Consider the following 24,024-nt stretch of genomic DNA (forward strand, 5'->3'; position numbering starts at 1 on the left):
TCCAGGAAGCAGTACATTGCAACGGTCTGTTCGCGCATGGTCAGCAGGAGTTGAAGGGGTCGAATACTTCAAACCTAGTCTGTTCTTGCCGAACAGACTTTTTTTCTGCCTCCCCTATACCCCGCAACTTGAGTTAGCTAACAAAATACTCTGGCAGGGTGTTGCTGGTTTATGGCACGACCCCTCACTTCCTTCACCCTACCGGCGGCGGACCACGCCGCCTTGACCAACTTTATCCGGACGGGCCGCCGGCCCGTGCGGGCCGTGCGCCGGGCCCAGGCGCTGCTGGCTTTGGCCCGTGGCGTCGGTCAGCAGGCGGCCGGGCAAGCCGCAGGCTTGAGCCGACAGGCGGTGAGCCAGGTGCGCCGACGCTACGAAGCAGGCGGCTGGCAAGCGGCCCTGGCCGAAGCGCCGCGCAGCGGCGGCCCCCCGCGCTTTGATGGGGCACAACGGGCCGCCGTGACGGCGCTGGCCTGCACGCCAGCTCCGGTGGGCCACAGCCGCTGGACGCTGCGCCTGCTGGCCGATAAAGCCGTTGCACTGTGCCTGGTGGACACTATTTCGCACGAAACGGTGAGCCAGGTGCTCAAAAAAACGAGTTGCAGCCCCACCGCCAGCAGCATTGGTGCCTGGGGGCGATGAACGCGGCCTTTGTGGCCCGTATGGAAGACGTGCTGGCCGTCTACGAGCGGCCCTATGCCCCGCGCTTTCCTGTCGTCTGCTTCGATGAGCGCCCGTGCGTGCTCCATGGCCAGCCCCTCGAGCCGCTGCCCCCGGTGCCGGCCCAGCCCGCCGTGGGCGAGCAACCGGCCAAGGCCGGGCGGCCCCGCCGCGAAAGCAGCACCTACGTGCGCCAGGGCACGGCCTGTTTGCTGGCCGCCTTCGAGCCGGGCACGGGCCAGCGCCTGGTCGAGGCCTCGGCCTGCCGCACCGGGGCCGACTATTGCCGCTTTATGCAGCGCCTGGCCGCCCACTACCCGCAGGCCGAGAAAATCGTGTTGGTGCAGGACAACCTCAATACCCACACCGACGCCATCTTCTACCAGTACTTGCCCGCCAACGAGGCCCGGGCGCTGGCGGCCCGCTTCGAGGTGCACTACACCCCCAAAAACGCCTCCTGGCTGAACATGGTCGAACTCGAACTCTCGGCCATTGCCCGCCAGTGCCTGCACCAGCGCATTCCTACGCTCGAAGAACTCACCGCCCACGTGGCGGCCTGCGTGGCCCAGCGCAATGCCGCCCGCGCCACCGTCCACTGGCAATGCACCCTCGAGAAGGCCCGCACCAAACTCGACCGACACTACCAGAAAATTAGGGTAACTAACTCCCCTGACTAAGCACTAGTAGGCTCCCTCTTTTCCTGAATGCAATGGCAGTACCTACCCCGGGCGTAGTTCACAAACCGCACCGCGACATTGTCGTCATCGGCGCCTCAGCGGGCGGCGTGTCTGCCTTGCTGGACTTGGTCAAGACGCTGCCGCACGATTTCCCGGCTCCCATCTTCGTAGTACAGCACGTCGCCGCCGATTCGCAAAGCATCTTGCCCGAGCTGCTGAGGCCTTGGTTAAAAGTTTGGCACAGATGTTACCTCATGCAGCCTTTTGCATGCCAGAGCCGGTGGTTGCTGACATGTAAAAGTCATTATCGCTCAATGGTTTCTTTGAACTGTTGCGGCCGGTCCAGATACACCGCCAAGCGGCAGCCGGTACGCTGAATCCCATAAGGACCTTTCACCGTGATGGGTTGGGCAAACGTGAGCAGCAGATTCGGTGGCGTGAAGAGCAACTTAGTGAGGTTGAGCAGGCCATCAGTTGGTTCAGGGTTATCTCGCAGCGACTCGATGGATACAAGTTCCCTCAAGGGTACCGTTAGGTGCCAGACAAAGCCGACGTTGAGTTGTAACGTATCGACTGTGAGTAAGCTGGGCCGCAAACGTACCGCTTGGCCGTGCGCTACCAGCATAACCAAGGTGTACATATCAAAAAACAACAACCAGCTCGCTACCCGAGCACTCCACAAGCTTACGAGCAGATGTATGACGGCCGTTTCCACCGCCAAAGCGACTCCTAACATGGCGACAAACGCCGTAAAGCCAGATTCTTGATAACTGCTAAAGGCGGTGGTTCCCGGTGTTACTTCCGGCTTAGCCCACCAGCCGAGCAACGCATAACGTAGCATATCTACTTCCGCGACCAGCAATACACCGGCTGGACCTAGGGTCTGCTGCACGGCTAGTTGCGCACTGGGCCAGAAGTGTGACTGTTGCTGGTAGGCTGCTTGGTAGCTCAGCATAAGCCGCCGAGCCTTAGTGACCAGTAGCAGGACGGTAATTACCTCCAGCAATGCTGGTAAGAAGCGCAAAGCTTGTAAAGGAGCCTGATGGGCAACCGGCAGCAGCCAGTAAGCAAGAGCTAGGCAGGCCCCAACTACCCCAGCCAGACTGCTAAGGGGAAGTTGACAGCGGCGTACGACTAGCACATAGAACAAGCCGGGGATACCCACGAGCAGGTCAAACGTGACGGCGTACGGGAGTAGTGGTCGCTGGCTAAAGAGCGGGGAAGCCGTGATGGTATGCTCTAAGCTAATAATCAACAGCAAAAGACATCCAAACCAGAGGATAGGCCGGAAACGGTCGAGCGAGTAAACGGCAGTCATAGGCGAGAGAGAGTATATTCAGGCCCGAACTTACCGCTACTCAAGTGCTTTAAAATACCTATCGAGTAAAGGACCTCCAAATAAGTAATAATTCTAGCAAAACGGCTTATTATTCAGCTACTAAGGCTGGTAAACGTTATGAGCATTCTGGGGCCACTGTAACATCTGTACCAAACTTTTAACCAAGGCCCACGTGGGCTACGAAACCCACGTGGCGTTTCAGCCGCTCGGCGAAGCGCCCGTCACCTACTACGTCGACTTTACCTACCAGCCCCTGACCGACGCCCAGGGTCAGCCCATCGGCATCCTCGCCTTCATCGTCGACGTCACCGAGAAAGTCCGGGCCCGCCAGCACGCCGACGCCCTGCAGGCCGAGCTGCTGGCCGCCACCCAGCGCCATGTGCAGGAGCGCGAAACCCTCTACCAGGTGTTCGAGCAAACCTCGGCCATGGTGCAACTGCTGCGCGGCCCCCACCACCACGTCGCGTACGTCAACCCGGCGTACCAGCGGCTCTTTCCCGGTCGCCCGCTGGTGGGCCTCGACTTGGCCGAGGCCGTACCCGAACTGCTCGAGCAGGGCTTTATTGCCATCCTGGACGGCGTCTACCAGACCGGCGAAACCCACTTCGGCCTGGAAGTGCCGCTGCTCATGGACCAGCCCGGTGGCCAGCCCCCGCGCACGGGCTACTTCACGTTTACGTACCAGCCCTACCACGAAAACGGGCAGATAGTCGGCATCTCCCTCTTCGCCCACGAGGTGAGCGAGCAGGCGCTGGCCCGCTTGGAGCAGGACGCCCAACGCGAGCAGGTGCGGGCCCTGCTGGAGCGGGAGGCCCAACGCGAGCAGGTCGAAAACCTCAACCAGGAGCTGGCCGCCATCAACGAGGAGATGCAAGCCACCAACGAAGAGCTCAACGACGCCAACCACCAGCTTACCCGCACCAACGTCGACCTCGATAACTTCATCTACACCGCCTCGCACGACCTCAAAGCGCCCATCAGCAACCTCGAAGGCCTGCTCTACCTGCTGCGCGAAGTGCTGCCCGCCGACGTGGTGCTGGCCGACAACAACGTAGCGCCTACGCTCGACTTCATGTCCAACGCCGTGGAGCGCTTCAAGCGCACCATCGAACACCTGACGGAGGTGTCCAAGCTGCAGAAAGAGCACGCCCGCCCCGCTGCCGCCCTGGACCTGGCCGCCGTGGTGGAAAATGTGCGCCTCGACCTGCTGCCGCTGCTCGAGGAAACCAAGGCCCAATTGACGGTAGCCGTCACCGACTTTCCGCCCATCCTCTTCTCGGAAAAGAACCTGCGCTCGGTGGTATTCAACTTGCTCAGCAACGCCCTCAAGTACCGCCACCCCGACCGCCGGCCCCACGTGGACGTGCAGGCCCACGTGCGCGGCGGCTTTACCGTGCTCGAAGTCCACGACAACGGCCTGGGCCTCGACGCCCACCACCTGCCGCGCCTGTTCACCATGTTCCAGCGCTTCCACGACCACGTGGAGGGCACCGGCATCGGCCTCTACATGGTCAAGCGCATGGTCGAGAATGCCGGCGGCCGCATCGAGGTACACAGCCAACTCGGCGCCGGCACCACCTTTTTCGTGCATCTGCCCCACGCGCCGGTGCCCACCCCGTAATTCCTGTCTTCATGCCCGCCCTCTCCAGCGTCTTGCTCGTCGACGACGACACTACCACCAACTACCTCAACCAGCGGCGGCTGCTAAAAGCAGCCATCACCGACACGGTGCTGGTGGCCGGCAACGGCCAGGAAGCCCTCGACCTGCTGCACACCCATTGCGACTTGCCTACCTCGCCTACCTGCCCGGCCCTGATTCTGCTCGACATGAAAATGCCCATCATGAACGGCTTTGAGTTCCTGCAGGCCTACGCCCAGCGGCCCCGGCACCAGGACCCGCCCGTGGTCATCATCATGCTCACCACCTCCCTCAACCCCGACGACGTGACCAAGATGCAGAACCTGCCCATTGCCGGCTACCTCACCAAGCCCCTGACCACCGAGAAAATCCAGCAGTTGATGGCGGAGCATTTCAGCCAACCTGCCCCGGCTAGTTAAGGCAATGTCCCCGCCAGGGAAACCGCGTTGCTGAACCTGTAACAGCGACTTCCGTACGCTAAGCTTATCAGTTGCTTCCTACTCATGCTTGTACTTCCCCAGGTGGCCGGCTCCGAACACGCGTCCACGTATGAATCAGAATACGATTTAGTAAGTGGGTAGCCTGTTAAGGCTATCCCTACTGCCAACTAACAGATATCGTTACCAAGTGTAGATAGGCCTCCTTCTTCGTGTCCTTTAGTCAGTTGCCTCTGGTCTTTCTAGTGCGGCTGCGTTCTATCGCTTATGTCTGATGCTGCTCCCTTAGCCCTGCCGGCCGACGTTGCCCACCCTACAGGATTCCTGCACACGCTGCTGACCATGTCCCTGACCGCCGTAGCGGTCCTGCGCCCGCTCTACGCCGAAGGGAACGAAACCATCTGCGACTTTGCCTGGGTGTCGCTCAATCCGGCGGGCCAGCGCCTGCTCGCGCAACCTGACTGCCCCACCGAGTCGCTGTTGACACTGTTTCCCACGGCGCAGACGGGGTGTTTGCTAAGTACTGCGAGGCCTTTACCACGGGTGAGGTGCAACGCAACCAAACCAGCTACCGGGCCGATGGGGGGAATGGGTACTTCTTGACCGCCGCCCAGCGCTACGAAAACGTGCTCATTGTCAACTTCTCGGGCACCAATGAGCAGTCCCGCTCGGTCGTAGAAGAAGCCCTGCGCGAAAGCTTGGCGGCCGAGCAGGGAGCCCGCGCCGAAGCCGCGCAGCAGCGCCAGCGCTTCCGCGAGGTCCTCACGCAGATGCCCGCCTACATTGCCGTCTACCAGGGGCCGGACCATATCTATCAGTTCGTCAACCCCTCTTACCAAAGCCTGTTTCCGTACCGCTCCTTCCTCGGCCGGCCGTTTCGCGAAGGCACCCCGGAGTCCGTCGAACTGGGGGTAGTAGCCTTGTTTGACCAGGTGTACCAGACCGGCAGGGCTTACGCATCAAATCTAAGGAGCAGTCGCACGGTCGTTTTGGCGGGCGTGGGTTAGGAGTTGGGTCATGTAGTTATCGTTCCAGCCCGCGTTCCGTCGTCGGGCCCACAGACTGCCAGGCTGGTGTTTTCCTTGCTGTAAAAGGTTGAAAGCCAGCTTGCGCAAGACAGCGAAGTTGCGGGTTGCTACCCGGTCACGACTGCGGGCCTCGTCCTCCCGAAAGACGACATCCAGCACCCAATGCAGGCTGTTTTCGATGGCCCAGTGGCGGCGAATGGCTTGAATGAGCACGGCCGGGGCATCGGGGCAACTGGTCAGGTAGTAGCGCCACTCCACCTGCGTGCCCGGCTGGTGCTGCACCTGCCGGATGGTTTCGACCGCGATAACGGCCCGCAGGCCCGGCCAGGTGCGCAATGCGGCTACCTCGTCGCCCAACGGCAGCACCCAGGCCCGGCGGCGCACCCAGCGACCGTGGCGCCGGTCAAAGGCATCGTAGTCAGCGGGGTGCTCGGCCCAGCGGTCGACGCAACTCCTCTGACAATAGGTTTTGACAGCCCGGTAATAGCGCCCTTGGTTGCCTTTGAGGGCAAAAATATAATCTGCCTGCTGGGCCAGTAGCTGCCGGGCAATGGTCCGTTGGCAGCCCAGCGCATCGAGTGTAACAATCGTGTTAGCTAACTGCAGCCCACTGATTAGGACAGGAATAGCGGTCAACTCCTGTCCTTTACCTAGCACGCCTACTTGCCCCAGGCTCAGGCCTTGCTCGGTGGCAAACGCGCTGACGACGTGCAACGGGCCCTGTGCCCGCCCCCGGTCAAAGGAGCGGCGTACCGTCTTGCCATCGATGGCCACGACCTCACGGGGAAGGGGTGGGACGGTGGTGGCCATCCACTGGCGAAAGCACTGTTCGAGCATTGTCGGGTCGAGCAGGGAGAACACGCGCCGAAACGTGTCGTGCGAAGGAATGCCGCTCGGCAATTCCAGAAACGTGGCCAGCCACGCCTGCTTCAATTGACCATAGTGGGCGATGTCCACCCACGTTTCGGCCCCGGCGACGACGGCACAAATAGCGATGACCAGTATATCGCGTAGGCGGTGCCGGGTGCGGCCCGCGCAACGCGGGTCTGGAAGGCTGGCGAAAGAAGCAAGGAGTTGGCTGAGCATGAAGAACTCAACAATGTCTGAAAAGACAAAGGTCCGCTCTCAATACTTCGCCCTATTTTTGATGCGTAAGCCCTGATGGTGGGGTTGAGTTGGGTGTGGTAAATCTGCGAGAGACAGGCCGCGTAGCAGAGCATGTTGCCGAACGACATGAGCGCATTCAGCTCATTTTGGGGCGGCTAAGTGGTGCGCGTGCCGAAGGCATAGTCGGCAGGTACCAGCCGGTCAAAGCCGCGGTAGTAGGTCTGGCGGATATTGCCCTCGAGCCCCATCAGCTCGTCGATGGCGGTGGCAAACGGCAGGGCCGCCACGTAGCCCTCGATCTGGTCGATGTGGGCGGCCACGTCGCGGCCGCGACCTTGGTAGTAGCGCAGGTTCTTGAGCAGGTTGAACGCCGCGCCTTCTACGAACTTACGGGCCAGCACAATCCGCTTGGCCTCGGCGGTATAATGCTGCGTCTGTTGCACTTGCAGCTTGCCGGCCAGCAGATACTCCTTGGCCATAAACGAGCCGGTGTAGTGCTCGTAGTAATCGAAGAAATGCACCGAAATACCCTGCTTGCCCAGGAAGTTATACAAGGCACTGTTCGCATCAAGCGAACCGAAAACGTAGAGGTCGGCCACGTCTTCCACGGGTAGATACTTTACGGCACCGGGTGTGCCATCTTCCTCATAGGCCGTGTATTGCAACGTGTTATCCTTGCGGGCCAGCCGGCCGGGATTAAATAGATAGTAGGTTTTTCTCATCGAACCATTGATTAGGCAGAGTAATCGTATTCCAGAAACAAGGCAGGAATACCAGCCGAGCCCAGCCGACGTCCTGGTTTCTCATTCGCCCACGTAGCAGAACTCGTAGTAGCTGCATTGCTTACAGAGGGGCTTGTTGATCACCGGCGGGCACCCGGCCGCCGTGACAATGCGCTCAACATCGGTTTCCCATTGCGGAATGGCTGCCCGGTCGGCGTCGGTGAGGGCCACGGTTTGCGTCTGGCGCAATTTCGGATACTCCAACAGGCCGGTTGGTTCCGGCACGCCGTGCCGCTCCAGCACGCAGAGGTAGTATTGCAGCTGCGCGACACTAGCATGTTCGAGCTTATCGGAGCGTTTGATTTCGTGAATGACCCGGTCCTGTGGATCGTAGAAGTCGATTTTAATACCGTCAATCTGAATTTCCCGGTAGCGCGCCGCCCGCTGCGGATAGGCAGTCTGGTGCAGCAGGGAGCCATCGGCCACGTTCTCGTGCGTCTGCTGAAAGCTGATGCCGTGGTGAAACAGCCACAGTTTGCGGTGGCAGATGTGGTAATAGTTGATGTGCTTGCCGGTGATGTGCATAGCGCTGTGAGATCAAAAATCATCTTCGGGGCTAGTTTCCTGGTCGAAGCGTAGCCCTTGCTGTTTGCCGTAAAACTGCTTTTGACAATATAAATCGTCTCCATCTCCTCATTGATGCGTACCGTAATAGCTTCCAGCTTTTCAGCTTTTCGGGCATGTTGAAAATCATATACCGGAATGGTAATGCTGTGCGGCAATGCCCACTCACGGAAAGCAAAAGCTCCTGTAAAATTTCGGGGGTCACCTTCTAGGTCAAAGACGGAAAAATCAGTGTCGGCATACACCACTTTCTGCGGGCCGATGTCTCGGCTTTTCCACTGCGTGGTTTCCTCATCATCCAACTCCGTTTCGGCTTTTGGCAAAAGCAGCCAATTCTGTACAATCAGCTTTTCTAACTCCTCTCGATTATTTTGCACCTCTGTTTCTTCTTTGATGAGGGTTGGGTACAAGTCATCAACCAACTCCACAAAACGCCGAGGCGAATACAGCCCAGTTGTCAATTAGGTGTCTGACTTTTGTAAAACAGTGGTGGCCTCCCAGCGCTTGCCCAGCCAATGGCCATAGGGTGCCGGGTAAGAATTTTTAGTGCCTTGCTTATCCGTTTTTTGCGGCTCTACCAAGTATAGTTCGCCTACTACCGCCTGCTTACCGTCGCGTCGGGTTTTGAAACGCGCTAGCCGCCCTGCCCGTTGGGCCAGCCGGTCGGTAGGGCAGAGGTCGGAAATCATCAGGTCGGCGCTGATGTTGACGCTCAACTCTCCGATTTGGGTTAGAATGGCGACACCTGTGGGCTGCCCTTTTTCCCACGCATCTGCCCCAAGCATAGCAATCAATCTGCGCTCAATAGCTTCCTTGTGCGGCTCAGTGAACCGCGAATGGTACAGCACCACCTCCACGATTTTCTTCGCCTGAAACCAGTCCCAATAGGCTTGGGCGCGGGCCACGGTGTTGGCATAGATAATGAGCGGCCGCGCGAGCCCCGCTTTCGGGCGTGCTTTGCAGCGTGCGCGAGTCCAAAATCACGGCCGTGGGCTCGGCCTGACGGCCGGCCAGCAGGCGCGCCAGTTCCCGCAAATCAGCCAGCAGGTGCTCAAAACAGCGGTTGTCTCGCCAGCGAGCCCACTGCTGATACACCGCTGGCCAAGGCGGCAAATCGTGCGGGAGGTAGCGCCAGCCGCAGCCGGTCTTGGCCAGGTAACGCACGGCGTTGAACAAGGCCCGCAACGAGTGCTGCCGTTGCGGCGCATCTTCGCGCACTAGGGCCAGATACGGCGCCACAAACGCCCATTCCTCATCCGTTACATCACTCGGGTAACCAACTTGCCGTGCCATGCCCCGAATTTAGCTCACCAGTCCATAACAGGCTCTAGACCACCTCAACCTACCTTAGCTCCGTGTCCGTTTGCACCCGACCACCTCAGTTGACCTGAAAAAGAGCAAAACCAACCAGCTGGGCGAAAACGAGGAAAAAGCCATCTTATACTCCCCAAGCTGTTGCTCTGCCCAGTTCGGTCCTTGCAAAGCTGGCTGAAAGTCCTGGGCCGCAGTGAAGGACCCTTATTGATATCCTTACGCAAAAACAGTCGGCTCACAGAGCGCCGGCTGACGAATAAGCACCTGAACCTGATTGTGCAACGCTATCTGGACCCCACCTTTTCCGCGCACTCCCTGCGGGCTTCCTTCGTGACGGTGGCCAAGCTGGCCGGGGCCGATGACTCCGAGGTCATGAACCAGACCAAGCACAAGACATCCACCGAGATTCGCCGCTATACCCGCCTCGATAACGTGCGCCAGCACAATGCAGGGCATAAATTAGGGCTATAAGGTGCCATGCTTATCCCTATCCTTAGGGGAAGCCACGTGCAGAGGCAATTGTACTCTCAAGCGCTGGAAGGGTACGGAAAAGCAAGGTTAAGGCTTTTTCTCAGCCGACAGGGGATCAGATTTGGGAGCCGCGCCTTGCTTGAGTTCCTTCGGTTGCTGGTAAGAATCAATTAACGTGTACACTAAGGGGCGGTCACCAACAGTTAAATAGTGCAGCATAAACCCAAGTGAAATCACTACCAGCAGAATTATTTTGAATGCATGCTTTACCAGAAAATAATCATGCTCCGAAATCTTATCTATCAAATTATCGTCCATAATCAAACACTGAGCTCTAGTTGGTTTTTTACCAAAGAAAAATAGCTTCCCTTTAAAGCCACGAGTTCCGAATGATTTCCTTGTTCGATGACCATCCCGTCTTTAAGCACGACTATTTGATCCGCATTTTTCACTGTGCTTAAACGATGCGCAATAATTACCACGGTTTTGTTTACAAAGAACTCCTGTAAATTATGGTGGATTATACTTTCATTATTGGCGTCCAGGGACGATGTCGCCTCATCAAAGAAAATATAATGAGGAGCTTTATAGACTGCGCGCGCAATCAGCAGGCGTTGTTTTTGGCCTCCACTAATACCAGTACCAGCGGAACCAATCTTGGTGTTTTCTCTTAAAGGCAAAGAAACCAGAAAGTCTTTAATATTAGCTGCCGCAACTGCTTGATTGAATCTGCTATCGTCAGCCACTGCGTCACTGGTTATAATATTACGCTCGATCGTATCGGAAAAGATAAATCCGTCTTGCATCACGGCTCCACAATTGTTTCGCCATGAGCTCGCAGAAAGCTCATGCAATCCGTGCTCTCCAACCATAATATAGCCGGAAGTAGGTTCATAGAATTTTAATAATATTTTCATTAAAGTGGTCTTGCCGCTGCCACTCTCTCCCACTATAGCCGTGGTCTTTCCTTCCGGGATAAAGAGATTAATGTTTTTAAGAGTATAAGGGGAACGCGGTCCCTCGTACTGAAAACTCAAGTTTCTTATATCAATACCCTTTTTAGTTGTTGTATCGGAGTCAGGGCTACTGGGCGTGAATGCGACTTGATGAGGCTGCTCTTCCTCTTGCTGCACTTGCATATCATTGAGCCTTTCCAAACTAAGCTTGGCATCCTGAAGAGATCTGAAAAAGGAAATCAATTGCGTTACGGGCGAATTCATTTGCCCAATGATATAGGTAATACTTAACATGGACCCCAGAGTTAGGTTACCTATAATCACCTGGCGGGCGGCAATATAAGCGACGAGTATATTTTTAATTTGATTGATAAAGTCGAATCCCATCAACTGTAGCTGATCCACTCGCAGCACATTTAAGTTTACTCCGAACAACTTGATCTGGATCTGCTCCCACGTCTGACGTTTATACGTTTCATAATTATTTAATTTTATCTCCTGAATGCCATTAACAATTTCAAAGATAGCCCCTTGGCTTTCGGCACGGTTCTGAAACCGTTGGATATCCAATATTTTTCTCTGCTTCATGAAAAATATTGACCAAGCAATAGCAACGGTGGTCAATAATATATACACCAATAAAATGGTTGAGTTATAATATAATAAAACTACGAAAAATGCCAAAAAATTAATCACAGAAAATATCGTGATTAAACTATGTGAGGTAAGAAATCTTTCGATTCTATCTTGATCTTGTATTCGTTGATTGAAGTCTCCAACGAGCTTTGTATCAAAAAACCTGATCGGAAGCTTTAGTATTTTTTTAAAGAAATCTGATACGATAGCAATGTTAACCCGGGCGCCAACGTATAAAGTTACCCAGTTCCTGACAATGTCAATAATTACTGAGCCTAGATGCAGAGATATCTGAGCTAGCAGAATAATAAATACTATATGTAGGCTGCGGTTATTAACTCCCCTGTCTATTAATGATTTAGTTAAAAAGGGAAATAGTAAGGTGATAAAACTTCCCGCCAGCAGCGACAGAAATAATTGTAAGATATTCTTTTTATAAGGGGTTATATAAGCGAGCATATGTTTTAACCTCACCCCTTCTTGCTTGGGCACAGCTTGGCTGTAGAACCTTTGTTCCGGAGTCAGGAGCACTGCTACTCCTTTGCTAGACTCACTTAACCAGGCCTTTTCGAATGCCTCGGCAGTAAGCTTTAAACGCCCAAAGGCGGGATCCGCGATCAGAAACTGCCTACGGCCGTTTTTAGCGGCTAGTACCCCGTGAAGCACCACGAAGTGGTTTTGATTCCAATGCAGAATGCAGGGCAGATTATCTGATGCAGCAACATCTTCCACGGAGAGCTTTACGGCGATCGTATCAAAGCCAATCGCCCCGGCTGCATCCCGAATTCCTAGAATGCTGACCCCGTCCTTGGTGACGTACGACTTCTCACGAAGAAACTGCAGCGAATATGCTTTGCCATAGTAACTCGAAACCATCGCCAAACAAGCCGGCCCACAATCCATCTGATCGAATTGCGGGATAAACTTAAGTTTAGGCATAAACCACTTTCTCTAAGAACTTATGGTAGATAACCTCGTCCTTCTTCTTTTCATCGAAATCAAAAACGCAGTAATCTTCCCCTAAGCTTTCCAGGGCATTCTGACTGCAGCCGCCATTACAGATAGGCAAGATCTTGCATGAAAGGCAGGGAGTATTCTTGAACTTAGCCTGTAAGCGTTGATCTCTTTTCTCATTCCACACCAACTCCCCATTATCATTGAGCACGCCTTCCTTGTTGGCATCACTGAAGTCTCTGGCGGTGCACTTAAACACGTCCCCGTTATAGTTGATAGTGGCTTGCCCTTTTTTATCAGCGTAACAGGAATTGCGTAAGGTATCGGCTCTCCCACCTATGTATTCTACTTTATAGCCCATATCCCGAAAGGTTTGAATGTTACCTTCAATTTCAGAGTGAATATTCGTAGTTACTTGCCATACCTTTTGGAATGAGAAAACAATATTAGCAATAGCTTTTGGGCTAAATGCTTTAAAGTCTGCGGCTATATTTTCCAGACCCTGGAGTGTGTTTTCTGAAATATTAATCCTAACCGTGACTTGACAGTCGTTTTCGGCTAACAAGGAGATATTGTTTAAAATCTGCTTGTAAGAACCTTTGTTCTTAGAAATAAAACGGACGAGGTCATGCCGCTCTTCATCGCCGTCCAACGTTATTTGAAAAAACTTTGCATCATGTTGCGTGCAAAAGCTGACCATCTCTTGGTCAATCAACAAGCCATTGGTGGTGAAGCTCGAAGCAAAATGAATGCCTGCTTGCGCGAACTTGCTGTGTAAAGCCCCAATCAGCGGTTTAACGACGTCCTTAAAATAAAGCAAAGGTTCTCCTCCAAACCAAGACAAGTGGAAGCTCGAATAAGCTTTTTCTCTGATAAGGTTATCCGAAAACTTAATGATTTTCTCAATCATATCGTTGCTCATTTTAGAGTCTTTAATATGACTTTCGTAGCAGTACCAACATTTAAAATTGCAATTCATGGTGGGGTTTACCACCATCGTATAAGTACTTCCATCTATATCTACCTGCTCACGAATGTTTTTTACAACTTCTAATTCATTAAACTCATTTTCTACGAGAAACTTCTTTTTTATCAGGAAAGCGTAGAAATCAGGGTGATAGCTGTCTAGTCCATCAATATTTCGTTCAGAAACGGCGGCTTCCAACAACGAGTGAACCATAGGATCCAGAACAATAAACTGATCACTTAAAGCATTATACCCTACGACTTTGTCTTCGTACGGAAAAAACGAATTAAACTGGCTTGCTTTCATGATGAATTAGAGTAAAGCGTTTAAAATATACAGTAGAAAAAAGGAGGGGGCAGGGAACTCTCCCTACCCCCTCCTTTTCTTTAACTTATCTTAGTTGCAGCCTGTGTTGCTGCAACGGTAGTTTTCTCCACCCGTGCCCGTGCACTTATTATTCTGACAATAATCGTTGACGGCAACCTCGTCGTCAATAATAGAATCTGCCGCGGCAAACCCGCCTCTGAGTTTACCTTCTTGTCCTTCATGCAAAGGATCCATATTCGCCGACACTGCCTGGAAATTCTGGTTCATTGTGAATTATAATAAAGGTTGTACGATCAAAGTTTAGGGTTATTAGATCGCATATTGAACCCTTACTTGAACGTGCACTTTCAAGTAATTTTTTCGTTATAATCTATCTATTTCAGCAGAGTTGCTTCCCGTATTATTGGTGCCTCTTATTTTCTTGTTGCCGAAACGATATTGCAGTGACACGGTGGCAGCCCGACGGTCATAATAATTATTACTAAGTAAAGTAACATTATTGTAGTTAGCAACATATTTATTTCTTTGAGATCTAAAAATATCTGAAACCCCCACGCGAGCAGTAACTTTCTTCTTTAAAATCAGAGTTTGCAGAGCTAAATTAAGATTTGAAAAACCCTGCACTTTATAAACGCCATCTAAATAAGGCGAATTGTAAGTAAATAAAACATTTAGCTTCATTCCCATCTTGTTATTAAGCACTATGGTATTTTGGGAGGAAGCATAAAACCCAACTTGTTTAAGGCGTGAATCGGTGAACTCTAGATTTGATAGTATGGCATAATGGTAGCCATTAATCATGTTGGTAGATTCAAACCACTTCAGCTTATTGTATATGTATGTAATGTTTATTCCGTAAGTTCGAACGTTATAATAGTTTAAGGGGATGGTTGCTTGAAGGCCCTCCGAGTCGATGGTAGTGATCTCCTTCATGCTATTGGAGCTTCTCAAATAATCAACCGAAAAAATCAGGCTTTCCGAATGCGTGTAAGCCAATTCCAAGTTATGACTTAGGGTGGGCAGCAGATGGGGGTTGCCACTTTCGTACGAGTAGGGGCTATCGTACCACCTGAAGGGATTTAACAATCTATAATAAGGGCGGCTAATCCGGCGGCCATAGTTAAACGACCAAGATTGCAGGTCATTTATTTTATAGGCGGCATGTACCGACGGGAAAAGCTTCAGGTATTGTAAATCCGTACTACGACCTTGCCGCGACTGGCCAGTGATGTCCGTTCTTTCTAGGCGTAGTCCGCCTTGTACCTGAAGCTGTTTAGATATTTTTTTATCCGCGTTGAAGTAGAGCGCCTGAATATTTTCTTGGTAGTCAAACTCATCCTTAACGCTGGAGATGGGAGGCTCTTCGGTGCCAATGCTGGCTCTACCTAGGTAGCTTTTCACGGTCGTGTAAGCCGCTTTGGCGCCCCAGCTTAATGCCGCAAACCGGACGGGATATTCGACGTCCACTTTGGCCGAATAAGTATTAATATCTCGATCAGTGTTTATAGAAAGGGTAGAATAAGAGGGCAAATTGTTGCCCCCATCACTGCGAATACTATTAATGAATGTGTTACTGGTTAGTGTGTTCCCGAAATAGTCTAAATTTACTAGGGCCTTGCGGCCTAGCGTATCAAGCGCCAGGTTGTAGTGCAGGTTGGCTGCTAAAAAGGCCCCGTCCGTTGCATTACGTAGTGACGAGCTCTGCGCCGATATAACTTGCTCATTTATATTCCAGGTATGCAGTTCACGTTTTTGCACTTTATCCGGGGAGCTTAAAGTGGACAGCAACTCTACCCCCAAGACGCGGCCTGGTCGAAGCTTATAATCGGCCGCCAGCCGAGCAGTTACAGATTTATTGTATTCTCTTCGCTGAGCATAGTCATTTCGCGTAGTTTCGTAAGTAACGAATTGTAATTTTTCAATTGGCTTAATTGATCCATAATTGCCACTTAGGGAGGAACTGACCGTCCACTTGCCCTGATTCATATTCAGGGACGTACTTCCATTTCCGGAAGTATACGCTGCCTGAGCCAGGCGTCCGCTGGCTGAACCGGAAAAGCTGTTTAAGGATACCGTCTTCAACTTTATATTAATAAGCCCACTATTACCTTCCGCATCGTATTTAGCAGGAGGTGTGGTAATTACCTCAATGCTGGCGATGTCATTGGAAGGCAAGGCCTTTAAAAAATCGCGTAATTCATCTCCGGCTAGCGTCAGCAACCGATCATTTAGCATGACGCGGGTCACGCCTTTGCCAATAATATTGATCGACCCATTCGAAGAGAATACTCCGGGCGTCATAGTTACTGCCTCAAAGGCATCCGTATTGGATACGGCTAAGCTGTTTTCAATATTGAATACATAGCGATCGACCTTTCTCTCGATTAGCGGCTTCTTACCAAGAATAACGACCTCTTTAATCTTATTCTGACTTGGGCTTAGCTGCACATTTACTGTACTATCGCAAGCCGTCTGGAACACAAGCTTATGTTCTTCATAGCCTAACCCTTTATAAAGCAATTCAAAGGGAGCCTCGGCCGCTATAGTGATTTGGTATTTTCCATTGTCGTCCGCAGTTACGGCGTTTACTACTTTGCCTTCTTTGAAAGCGATCACTGAAGCGAAGTTTACTGCCTCTGCCTTCAGGTTTGTAATGGTGCCGCTTACCCTACTCTGGCTTAAGCACGCAGCCCAGGGTATAAGCCAAAGAAGAGCCGTCAGGAATCGATGAAACCACTTCATAAAAGCACGAACGATAAGAAAGCACACGACTGCTAACAGCATAAAAGCACGTTGTGCACTTGCTGCTAGAAAGGATATTGAGGGTCACGGACAGTCAGGAACCCCTAAGCACTGGAGCGTGCCAAGGATCAGACAACTCGAGAGTTGTGACCAATAATTGCAGTAGGTAGGTCGGTTATAGCAGCGGATCATAGAGCAGCCGACATCTGCTTATCACAAGTATATATATAGTTTAAGAGTCTTACAATAATTGTTGGTAAAATCTTAAAAAAAACTTTAAAATAAATATACAAGCCCACTACATCTTTATTTATATCGCTCATTTTCAGTGTTTTAATACAAAGGCCCTTTTATATTAAGTAGTCAGCCACCACTTGCTAAGAACACTCTCTTTTTTCGTGGGCATTTCTACTCCAACCAGACATCGTGTTATAAGGCTATGCTATCGTTGATTATTAAAGTCAGCGCCACGTTTGTTAAATGGACCGTTTAACGACTGTGAAATATGCGAAATCGGGGTTGCTTTTGCCCAACCTTCTCCCCCCGGCATGAAATCTTACGTCGCCTACCTGCGCGTCTCTACCCAGAAGCAAGGCCAGTCCGGCCTCGGCCTCGCCGCCCAGCGGGCCGCGGTAGGGACGTCCACCCCGGCGGCCTACTTGCTCGGGGAGTTTGTCGAAGTGGAATCGGGCAAGAAGAACGAGCGCCCCCAGCTCCAGGCGGCCACGTCCACGGGCGTACCCTCCACATCGCTTTTCAATTCTTGCTCCTTGTCCATTGCCAACTGATTCTCAGGAACCGAGCCAGCCGAGCTGCTATTGTTGAAGCCCAACGCGCCGTCTTTCTGGAAATCGTAGAGTTGAAGAACCGGCCGATTTATGTAGACTAACCGCCCCATCCAGTACTTGGAACCGGAGCGAATGAGCATGGGGGTAGGCGGCGCGTTTTTACGCTTAGCGCGCACAAAAACGGCGTTGGCTTCGATTTTAACCAGATAGTTGCCTGCCATGCCCACGTCTACCAATGACAACGGGCCACCGAAAACGAGGTAAGTAGTAGAACTATCCGACACGGCCACGTCCAATAGGTTCTCGTTGGACTTAGCCGCTGATACGGGCCGTTGAGCACGGATCGACTGTTGAGCAAGCGGGCGCACTGTTTGCGCCGACGTAACCGAGATAGGGAGCAGTGGCAGCACAAGGCTCAGCAGCACCGCAGGGAGGAAGGATGAGGTGGTCTAGTTACGCTGGACAGTTTAGGGCGTTAGGTTGAAGAAGCTGTTGGTGAGCATGATAGGGCGTTTGGTAGTCAATGCTAGAGTGCAAGCGCTCGTGATTATAATAATCAAAATAGTCGGCGACGCTGGCTTGCGCGTCCGAGAGATCGGCAAAAACGGGCCACTCGCGTACTTCGAGCACCTCGGTTTTGAGCCGGGGCCAGAGGCGCTCGGCCTGCGCGTTGTCGTAGCACTCGCCGCTGCGGCTCTGCGAGCGCACGGCCTGGTGGTCGTAGAGCAACTGGCGGTAGGCGTTGCCGCAGTACTGGCCGCCCCGGTCCGAGTGAATGGGGCTTTTCTTATTCCCATTATTTACTTGTAGAGCAACCTGAGAGCTTATTAATAGTTTTTATAACCTGCATTAGAAGCTTTAGGACTGCATGCTAGCCTTTATAAATGTAGTTAGTAAGGACCAGCAAGGGGACCCAACGGCCAAGAGCAGGGCTTATTTGCGTTATAAAGACTATTATCCGACCAGTTGCGGCACTAATGGTTGAGCTCTGTCGATGCGAAGTAATAGATTTTATAAGCTAGAAATCAGGCAGACAATCCCACAAACCAATGACTGCATGTTTCAGCAGTTCCTGCAAATAGCTCAAGGCTAGCCCAGTTATAGCAAATCCTTTAGCCACATGGTACAATGCGGAATACTACATTGCGCTTATCCCTCCCGGCTGGCTTTGCTGTTGCAGCGCGATGGCCTGATCTTGGGAGCCATTGCTACCGAGCTCAACGCCCATGGCTATCGCACCCGCTGGGGAGGGTCCTTTCACAAAGCCACCGTATTGCGTTTGTTGCGGCCTCTACCAAGAACTCAGGAAACGGGTAGTCGAGAGCTACCTTCTATGGAGGTGAAAGGTCAAGCAGGAAAGCGTGCGAACTACTAATCCTAGTCGTACCTGAATGTATCCTCAGTTTTGTTGTAGCAAAAGCCGAAATGCTTTTAATGTCGACCGGCTAGCTACAGCCTAAGGTACGTACTGCAATACGCCTTCTACCAACTCCAGTTGATGAATGTCGTATTTGCGGCCTCCTGAGCCAGGCTTCTCCAGCTTTTGAGCGATAATTACTCGTTCCCCATCGGTGCGTACATTGATCATGCCGTAAACGGCGATGCTCCGCTCTAGTAGCCGGTAGGCGGCGGCCTTCTCTTGCTGTCGCTGAGCCCGCACGGCCGGTTCGGTTGCCGTTCGGATGGCGTCCTCCAACTCGTTGATGAGGGCCACTAACTTTTCGGGCTTGTCGATCCCCTCGCGGGCTGAACGAGCTAGTTCGGTGCTAAAAATAAGGGGTCTTTGGCCGCGGCCATTTTTACCCAGGGCCCCTAAAGCATCAGGCCGAGGATGAGCGTGCGGTTCGCCGTCGCCACTTGACACGATGGTCGCTAATGGATTGACGCAGCGGAGGAATACATCCAAAAATTCGTGACTACCGTGGTGACAGGCTTTGGCAATGTCCGCTTCGAAGAATTCTCGCCCTTTTGCTACCAGACGCACTATTTCCGCTGGGTCTTCACTAAGCGGATTCAAGCCGGTGTAGTGCGCCAGTAAATAGGCTTCGGATTTCGTATTTAAATCCCCACCTAGCAAGATGCGGACCTTACCGAAAGTGAGTTTTAACACCACGGAATGCCCGTTCTTCGTTACACCAGGACGGCCGAAATCGCGCAGCACTTTGCGGTCCGATCCCGGCAACGTTTCATGCACGGGGGCTAAAATCTGGATCGCAATGCTATCTCCATTTACTGGATCATAACCAGGCAGGAAGGCGGAGGTGCCGTCGGTGCTCACCATGCGGAACGCATCGACACGGTTGGTTTGCCTCGCCTGATACAGCATGTTGGGGTACCGCTTGCCGCCCCGCATGGAATCTTGGTCCACCAGCTGGCGGAGTTCGGCATCCGTATCAACTACTTCGGCTAAGTATGCCTGGCCCTCATGTTCTACCTTCAAACCCAACATGTCGTCGCCGGCTCGCTCAATAATGCCGTTGTGGCATACGGTTTCGAAGCGGAAGCGCTCGTTGGTGAATAACGGCGCAAAACCTCGATAATGGTCTTCATCGGGATGGCTGATGATAGCGTACTCAAACGGCTTAATGGTCTGTTCGTGATAGCGCAGGTTGAAGCGCCACGTCAGAAAGCGTTCCATATTGGCGTATTGGCCGGCGTCAATGAGTAAATAGCGGTCGTCGGGCGTAACGATAAAACAGCCATCACCTTGTCCTACGTCAATGAAATTGACTTCTAGGATGCGGTTATCCTGCATCTGGTCCGTTTTAATCCAGCCATCTGGTCCCCGAGCTTCGACTCGGCTCCATTCCCCATCGGTCTCTAACACGTCCCCGAGGTAATCTCCCCAGAGCAGGTCTTGTATAGCAGTGCCCCCAGGGCGATCGTACATGAGGACATGGGGATAAGTAGCGTAGGGCATGGCGTTTGAGACAAAGAGGTACCAAGGAACAAGGGAATTACCTACCTTACTTCACTACTGTCGTCACTCAACTATAGCCGATAGGTTAAAACCTCAGGAGATAAAGCTGATGGAGTGCTGCCATCTAAGTATTAATATATACTTTTTATGGTAGAACTTGCTCAACGTTTACTTATCTCTACCTATCTTCTCTATTATCCTAAGTTTTCTGTCATATCCGTCTACGAAAACGTTCGTGGCTGTTGCAGAACTCCAGTCAGGTTGCCAGGGATGTCATTTTGCTTTGGGTTTAGCAAGTTTGCGCCGAGTCCGCAACCATAAGCCAGGGCCTACGGGGGTATAGGCGGGAGCGGCAGTACCATCGCCATGCTCAGCCGCTGGGTAGGTTGATGTCTCAGCAGCTTCTTCAGGTTGTAGGCAATGGCTGCTATCAGCCTCGACTTATGGGCTCCGGCTTGTCCTCGTACATGGATGCGGCGTAAGCCATAGTGGTGAATCAAATTGCCAAAAACGGGTTCGATTGTGCTTTGCCGGACCCGGCGCATGTGCTGGCCCCGCCGATTCTGCTGCCGCTGCCACGCGCGATGGTAGGCCGCCTCGTAAATTGTCTTGGTGAGTTGCTTGCGCTTGGAGCCCGGCACACAGGTGGGTTTGAGAGAACACTGCTGGCAGTCGCGGCATGGCGCCCAATAGAGCTTGACCCAGCTGTCATCCGCCGTAATATCATACCACTGGAACGGCAATTCTTTACCCGCTGCACAGTGATAGGCGTCGGCTTGGGGGTCGTAGGTAAAGCCCTCGATTTCAGGCTTGTATTGGCCGAAAACCGGGATCCAAGCCGTCACCTGTTGGGCCTCTAGCAAGGCGTAGTTGGGGCCGTTGGCATAGGCCGTATCCGCCACTACATCGCGTAGCAGTAAGGCGTTCGTGCGCAAGCGTTGCTGCAACCCCGTCAGCAGATGCGGCAGATGCAGGCTATCGGCAAAGTCGGCTTGCACATGGCTAATGACGCCTTTGGCCGTGTCGACAGCGAGGCGGCACAGGTAGTTTAAGGCGCGGGCTTTGCCCGGCTTGATGGAGATGCGGGCGTCCGGATCAGTCGGGCTATAGTGGGTCTTGTTGCTCAGTAATCGCGCTTTTATGTGCTACGCGCCCAGGGGACCGGGCTCGGTCCGTCGTTTGGCTTGCCGGGCAGCTTCCCGTCGCAACAGGTGGGGCGCGGCCGTGATGGCCGGTGGTGTGGGGGTTATCCCATTTTCCGGGCCCACAAGGGTCAGATACGGTGCCGTAATGCCGGCTACTTGCTTTTCGCGCACACTATCGAGCGATGCATTCTCCTTCACCGGCGCCGAATCGACGGCTTGGGTATCACCGGCTACCAGCCCCCGAGTGACGCATTGGGCGAAGACGTGGTCAAATAGGCGCTCAAAAATAGGGGCGGGAAAGAGCTGGCGCGTGCGGCTCACGGTCGAGTGCCAAGGCAAGTCCTCATCTACCTCATAGCCGAGGAAATAGAGGATATCGAGCCGCAGGGCACAATGCTCCACTAAGCAGCGGTCACTGACTAGGTTTTCGAGGCGGCCGACGAGCACCAGTTTGAAAAAGACGATGGGGTCGAGCGAGGGCTGCCCGGTGTGGCTATAGAGTGCTTTCGTCTCCTCGTAGAGAAAGGTTTAGTCCACTAGCTCCGCTAGCTGACGATAGAGATTATGAGCGGGCACCCGCTCGGAAACTCGAAAGCGAGTCACGACTTTATCGAGGTACTGCTTCTTGCCTTGCATAGGGCCTTTTACGCATCTCAGCAGCAGATGAGCTGCGTGTTCTGCAACAGCCACGCTCCAATAAACGAACGAACGAGATACACATTTGCAAAAAGCTTATTGACGGCAGCTGAATTACGTACCCCAGATCTCGAGCACTACGCCTAGCCCAGCGGCGAGTAGAATAAACACTGGTTCTTTTGAGCTTGGGTACTTCCCATAGGGCCAGCGCGGTGAGCGCGGCCAGCACTAGCGTGGGCATGTCGACCAGCGAACGAAAAGCGAGCACGACCATTGCTTTGCTCAGGGCTTCAATGGCGGCCGCGGTGATGCCCTCCACGAAAGCTTTATTGCAGGGTACTGCCCATAACGCTTGAAGTAAAGCGCCGGTACAACCGTCAGCACGAAGCAGGGCAGAATCGTGGCCAGCGCCGCCATACACGCGCCCGGCAGGCCCGCGACTAGGTAGCCAATGAGAGTGACGGTAGACGACTGGATCGGGCGCAATTATGGTTACGGCCACCGCGCCAAGCAACTGCGCCTCCGTGATCTAACGGAACTGCTGAACTACCCCGCTGTGGAGAAAAGAAACGATAGCCGAGCCACTGCCAAACACAAAGGCTACTGTAAAGGCCCTTTCTTGTTCAAGACGTATAAAAAGTGCCGACCTACTGGCCGGCACTTTTTATACGTCTTGAACAAGAAAGGGCCGATAAGCTGCGCTTGTCCTATTGGTAAGACTAGCTAACGGGGATAGCGGCCTCTACAGGCGCGTCTACCCCAATCAGGGTGCTCATGCCATTGTCGAGAGGCACCATGCTTGTTATATTCTGAGTTGCAGCAGCTGCATCGGCTTCTGCCGCAGTTGGCTGCGTAAAGTCGACTGCCGCCTGCACGCCCTGTCCGCCCGTGAACGTGCCACTTGAGGTGGCTCCTACTCCTCCTCCAAAATAGTTCTGGTAACCACTGAGGTTAACTCCTTTCAAATTCGTGGCTACATCGGCAAATACCGTGGTAATGGGCACAAACCAGAGGTTATGGGCATCTGAGCCGCCGTTTAAAGCCACCTTGTTATTAAACCAGATGGCTACGCTCTTCATTAGCACCGCTGTTGCCGTCCACGGCACGTTGTACGTTCCGATAGTAACAACCAAGCGCGTGTCGATCGTCGTGCGCGGCGGCACCACCACGGGCAGCATCACACTCCAATTTTGCGTGTTCGTTACTTGTGTAGTGGTCGTCTTCGTGAAGCTAAGGGTGGTTGAAACCTTTGAACCGACATTTGCCACGCTGGGCACGCCAACGGACGCAGTCACCTCCACACCGACGGAGAGCGCATTCGTGACCGTCCAGGTAAATTGCTGCTGCGTCGTCATTCCCTGCGTGTACTGTACCGACTCTTGTATGCCGGTCTTGTTGACATTATTGGTCGTAACCGAGCTCTGTGTGCTCATCACCGGCGCTGGCGCGGGAGAGTAGGAGAAAGAAACCGGTGTAACCACCACCTGGTACTGCGGATAATTTTTCCAAAGCCACGAGTCTACTGCATTGTAATCGGTGCTGGCGGTATAGCGAATCCCTCCACCCTTCCATTTGGTGTTCATCCACTGTGCCCAAGCATTAACAATCGCGTTCAAATCAGTCATACAGCTACTCTTGAAATTGTGAAAAAATAAGAAATGAGAAAGGTGCAATCAACCCTAGCAAGCGAAACAAATTCTGCTATGGTTGAGCTTGAAAAAAAGGCATGGTTTATTGCTGTGTGTTTTCCCTGGCATTCTGCTCCTAATCCTAACTCGCTGCGAAACTCTTGCGCTAGCAACCCTGCCCTCTACAAAGGGACGCATTTCAAGACGCTTTACTGCGCGTAGAAAGACCTGTTTTTAAACCAGGTGTTTCCACTTGGAAACGAGCAGTAACTACTTGCTAAACCATCTGCTTTATATTTCTACCAGG

24 protein-coding genes and 2 pseudogenes are annotated in these 24,024 nt (G+C 52.9%); 9 read left to right on the forward strand and 17 right to left on the reverse strand.

Annotated elements, in window-relative coordinates; all coding sequences use genetic code 11:
* Window positions 1-171: 171 nt before the first annotated feature.
* From VF639_RS08795 to VF639_RS08805, 3 genes are read left to right on the forward strand one after another with little or no spacing between them, the layout of a single operon-like run.
* The gene (locus VF639_RS08795) at window positions 172-642 is read left to right on the forward strand and encodes a helix-turn-helix domain-containing protein (RefSeq protein ID WP_331145526.1); all 471 of its coding nucleotides are present in this window, start codon (window positions 172-174) and stop codon (window positions 640-642) included.
* Window positions 639-1,337: an IS630 family transposase gene (locus VF639_RS08800; protein ID WP_331145527.1), complete on the forward strand. Its 699-nt coding sequence runs from the start codon at window positions 639-641 to the stop codon at window positions 1,335-1,337. Before VF639_RS08795 ends, VF639_RS08800 begins: the two co-directional genes overlap by 4 nt.
* A gap of 32 nt (window positions 1,338-1,369) precedes the next feature.
* Window positions 1,370-1,714, forward strand: a complete 345-nt coding sequence (locus VF639_RS08805) for a chemotaxis protein CheB (protein WP_331145528.1) — start codon at window positions 1,370-1,372, stop codon at window positions 1,712-1,714.
* On the opposite strand, the gene VF639_RS08810 is transcribed toward VF639_RS08805, so the two are convergent.
* The gene (locus VF639_RS08810; protein WP_331145529.1) at window positions 1,642-2,655 is read right to left on the reverse strand and encodes a hypothetical protein; all 1,014 of its coding nucleotides are present in this window, start codon (window positions 2,653-2,655) and stop codon (window positions 1,642-1,644) included. The genes VF639_RS08805 and VF639_RS08810 overlap by 73 nt on opposite strands.
* 193 nt (window positions 2,656-2,848) lie before the next feature.
* On the opposite strand from VF639_RS08810, the gene VF639_RS08815 reads away from it, so the two are divergent.
* The 4 genes from VF639_RS08815 (at window position 2,849) to VF639_RS08830 (ending at window position 5,759) form a co-directional block, all read left to right on the forward strand.
* On the forward strand, window positions 2,849-4,297 hold the full coding sequence (locus VF639_RS08815) for a sensor histidine kinase (RefSeq protein WP_331145530.1): 1,449 nt from the start codon (window positions 2,849-2,851) through the stop codon (window positions 4,295-4,297).
* A gap of 11 nt (window positions 4,298-4,308) precedes the next feature.
* Window positions 4,309-4,734, forward strand: a complete 426-nt coding sequence (locus VF639_RS08820; RefSeq protein ID WP_331145531.1) for a response regulator — start codon at window positions 4,309-4,311, stop codon at window positions 4,732-4,734.
* A 285-nt stretch (window positions 4,735-5,019) separates the two neighbouring features.
* On the forward strand, window positions 5,020-5,355 hold the full coding sequence (locus VF639_RS08825; protein ID WP_331145532.1) for a hypothetical protein: 336 nt from the start codon (window positions 5,020-5,022) through the stop codon (window positions 5,353-5,355).
* Entirely contained in the window at window positions 5,301-5,759 is a 459-nt protein-coding gene (locus VF639_RS08830; RefSeq protein ID WP_331145533.1) for a hypothetical protein, read from the forward strand. Before VF639_RS08825 ends, VF639_RS08830 begins: the two co-directional genes overlap by 55 nt.
* Here the strand turns inward: VF639_RS08830 and VF639_RS08835 are convergent.
* From VF639_RS08835 to VF639_RS08855, 5 genes and pseudogenes are all read right to left on the reverse strand, one after another.
* Window positions 5,718-6,866, reverse strand: a complete 1,149-nt coding sequence (locus VF639_RS08835) for an ISAs1 family transposase (protein ID WP_331145534.1) — start codon at window positions 6,864-6,866, stop codon at window positions 5,718-5,720. The genes VF639_RS08830 and VF639_RS08835 overlap by 42 nt on opposite strands.
* Before the next feature lie 86 nt (window positions 6,867-6,952).
* A pseudogene (gene cas1 / locus VF639_RS08840) lies at window positions 6,953-7,609 on the reverse strand (CRISPR-associated endonuclease Cas1); the annotation flags it as partial.
* A gap of 81 nt (window positions 7,610-7,690) precedes the next feature.
* Complete coding sequence (gene cas4 / locus VF639_RS08845) at window positions 7,691-8,194, reverse strand: CRISPR-associated protein Cas4 (RefSeq protein WP_331145535.1); 504 nt, start codon at window positions 8,192-8,194, stop codon at window positions 7,691-7,693.
* A 500-nt stretch (window positions 8,195-8,694) separates the two neighbouring features.
* The gene (locus VF639_RS08850) at window positions 8,695-9,138 is read right to left on the reverse strand and encodes a DEAD/DEAH box helicase family protein (protein ID WP_331145536.1); all 444 of its coding nucleotides are present in this window, start codon (window positions 9,136-9,138) and stop codon (window positions 8,695-8,697) included.
* Complete coding sequence (locus tag VF639_RS08855) at window positions 9,056-9,526, reverse strand: transposase (protein WP_414654692.1); 471 nt, start codon at window positions 9,524-9,526, stop codon at window positions 9,056-9,058. Before VF639_RS08855 ends, VF639_RS08850 begins: the two co-directional genes overlap by 83 nt.
* A gap of 297 nt (window positions 9,527-9,823) precedes the next feature.
* Here VF639_RS08855 and VF639_RS08860 point away from each other — a divergent pair, with 297 nt between their 5' ends.
* Window positions 9,824-10,018, forward strand: coding sequence for a site-specific integrase (locus VF639_RS08860; protein WP_331145537.1), 195 nt, complete (start codon window positions 9,824-9,826; stop codon window positions 10,016-10,018).
* 87 nt (window positions 10,019-10,105) lie between these two features.
* Here VF639_RS08860 and VF639_RS08865 read toward each other — a convergent pair whose 3' ends face one another.
* The 5 genes from VF639_RS08865 to VF639_RS08885 all read right to left on the reverse strand — a co-directional run bounded on the left by VF639_RS08865 (window position 10,106) and on the right by VF639_RS08885 (window position 16,600).
* The gene (locus VF639_RS08865) at window positions 10,106-10,336 is read right to left on the reverse strand and encodes a hypothetical protein (protein ID WP_331145538.1); all 231 of its coding nucleotides are present in this window, start codon (window positions 10,334-10,336) and stop codon (window positions 10,106-10,108) included.
* 2 nt (window positions 10,337-10,338) lie between these two features.
* Window positions 10,339-12,549 carry a peptidase domain-containing ABC transporter gene (locus VF639_RS08870; RefSeq protein ID WP_331145539.1) on the reverse strand — a complete coding sequence of 737 codons (2,211 nt, stop codon included), beginning with the start codon at window positions 12,547-12,549 and terminating at the stop codon, window positions 10,339-10,341.
* Window positions 12,542-13,837 carry a radical SAM/SPASM domain-containing protein gene (locus tag VF639_RS08875; protein ID WP_331145540.1) on the reverse strand — a complete coding sequence of 432 codons (1,296 nt, stop codon included), beginning with the start codon at window positions 13,835-13,837 and terminating at the stop codon, window positions 12,542-12,544. The genes VF639_RS08870 and VF639_RS08875 overlap by 8 nt, the downstream gene beginning before the upstream one ends.
* 90 nt (window positions 13,838-13,927) lie before the next feature.
* Window positions 13,928-14,125: a hypothetical protein gene (locus VF639_RS08880; protein ID WP_331145541.1), complete on the reverse strand. Its 198-nt coding sequence runs from the start codon at window positions 14,123-14,125 to the stop codon at window positions 13,928-13,930.
* A 96-nt stretch (window positions 14,126-14,221) separates the two neighbouring features.
* Entirely contained in the window at window positions 14,222-16,600 is a 2,379-nt protein-coding gene (locus VF639_RS08885; RefSeq protein ID WP_331145542.1) for an outer membrane beta-barrel family protein, read from the reverse strand.
* 548 nt (window positions 16,601-17,148) lie between these two features.
* On the opposite strand from VF639_RS08885, the gene VF639_RS08890 reads away from it, so the two are divergent.
* A complete protein-coding gene (locus VF639_RS08890; RefSeq protein WP_331145543.1) occupies window positions 17,149-17,388 on the forward strand; it encodes a recombinase family protein in 240 nt (79 codons plus the stop codon).
* Window positions 17,389-17,841: 453 nt separating this feature from the next.
* Here the strand turns inward: VF639_RS08890 and VF639_RS08895 are convergent, their stop codons facing one another.
* The 6 genes and pseudogenes from VF639_RS08895 to VF639_RS08920 all read right to left on the reverse strand — a co-directional run bounded on the left by VF639_RS08895 (window position 17,842) and on the right by VF639_RS08920 (window position 23,672).
* A complete protein-coding gene (locus VF639_RS08895) occupies window positions 17,842-18,117 on the reverse strand; it encodes an integrase core domain-containing protein (protein ID WP_331145544.1) in 276 nt (91 codons plus the stop codon).
* 727 nt (window positions 18,118-18,844) lie between these two features.
* The gene (locus tag VF639_RS08900; RefSeq protein ID WP_331145545.1) at window positions 18,845-20,278 is read right to left on the reverse strand and encodes a ComEC/Rec2 family competence protein; all 1,434 of its coding nucleotides are present in this window, start codon (window positions 20,276-20,278) and stop codon (window positions 18,845-18,847) included.
* A gap of 359 nt (window positions 20,279-20,637) precedes the next feature.
* A complete protein-coding gene (locus VF639_RS08905) occupies window positions 20,638-21,450 on the reverse strand; it encodes a transposase (protein WP_331145605.1) in 813 nt (270 codons plus the stop codon).
* 3 nt (window positions 21,451-21,453) lie between these two features.
* Window positions 21,454-21,966, reverse strand: a pseudogene (locus VF639_RS08910) (transposase); the annotation flags it as partial.
* A gap of 405 nt (window positions 21,967-22,371) precedes the next feature.
* On the reverse strand, window positions 22,372-22,575 hold the full coding sequence (locus VF639_RS08915) for a chromate transporter (RefSeq protein WP_331145546.1): 204 nt from the start codon (window positions 22,573-22,575) through the stop codon (window positions 22,372-22,374).
* 233 nt (window positions 22,576-22,808) lie between these two features.
* Complete coding sequence (locus VF639_RS08920; protein ID WP_331145547.1) at window positions 22,809-23,672, reverse strand: ETX/MTX2 family pore-forming toxin; 864 nt, start codon at window positions 23,670-23,672, stop codon at window positions 22,809-22,811.
* Between the last annotated feature and the right edge of the window lie 352 nt (window positions 23,673-24,024).

It is taken from the genome of Hymenobacter sp. (assembly GCF_036387835.1).
Classification (GTDB): Bacteria; Bacteroidota; Bacteroidia; order Cytophagales; family Hymenobacteraceae; genus Hymenobacter.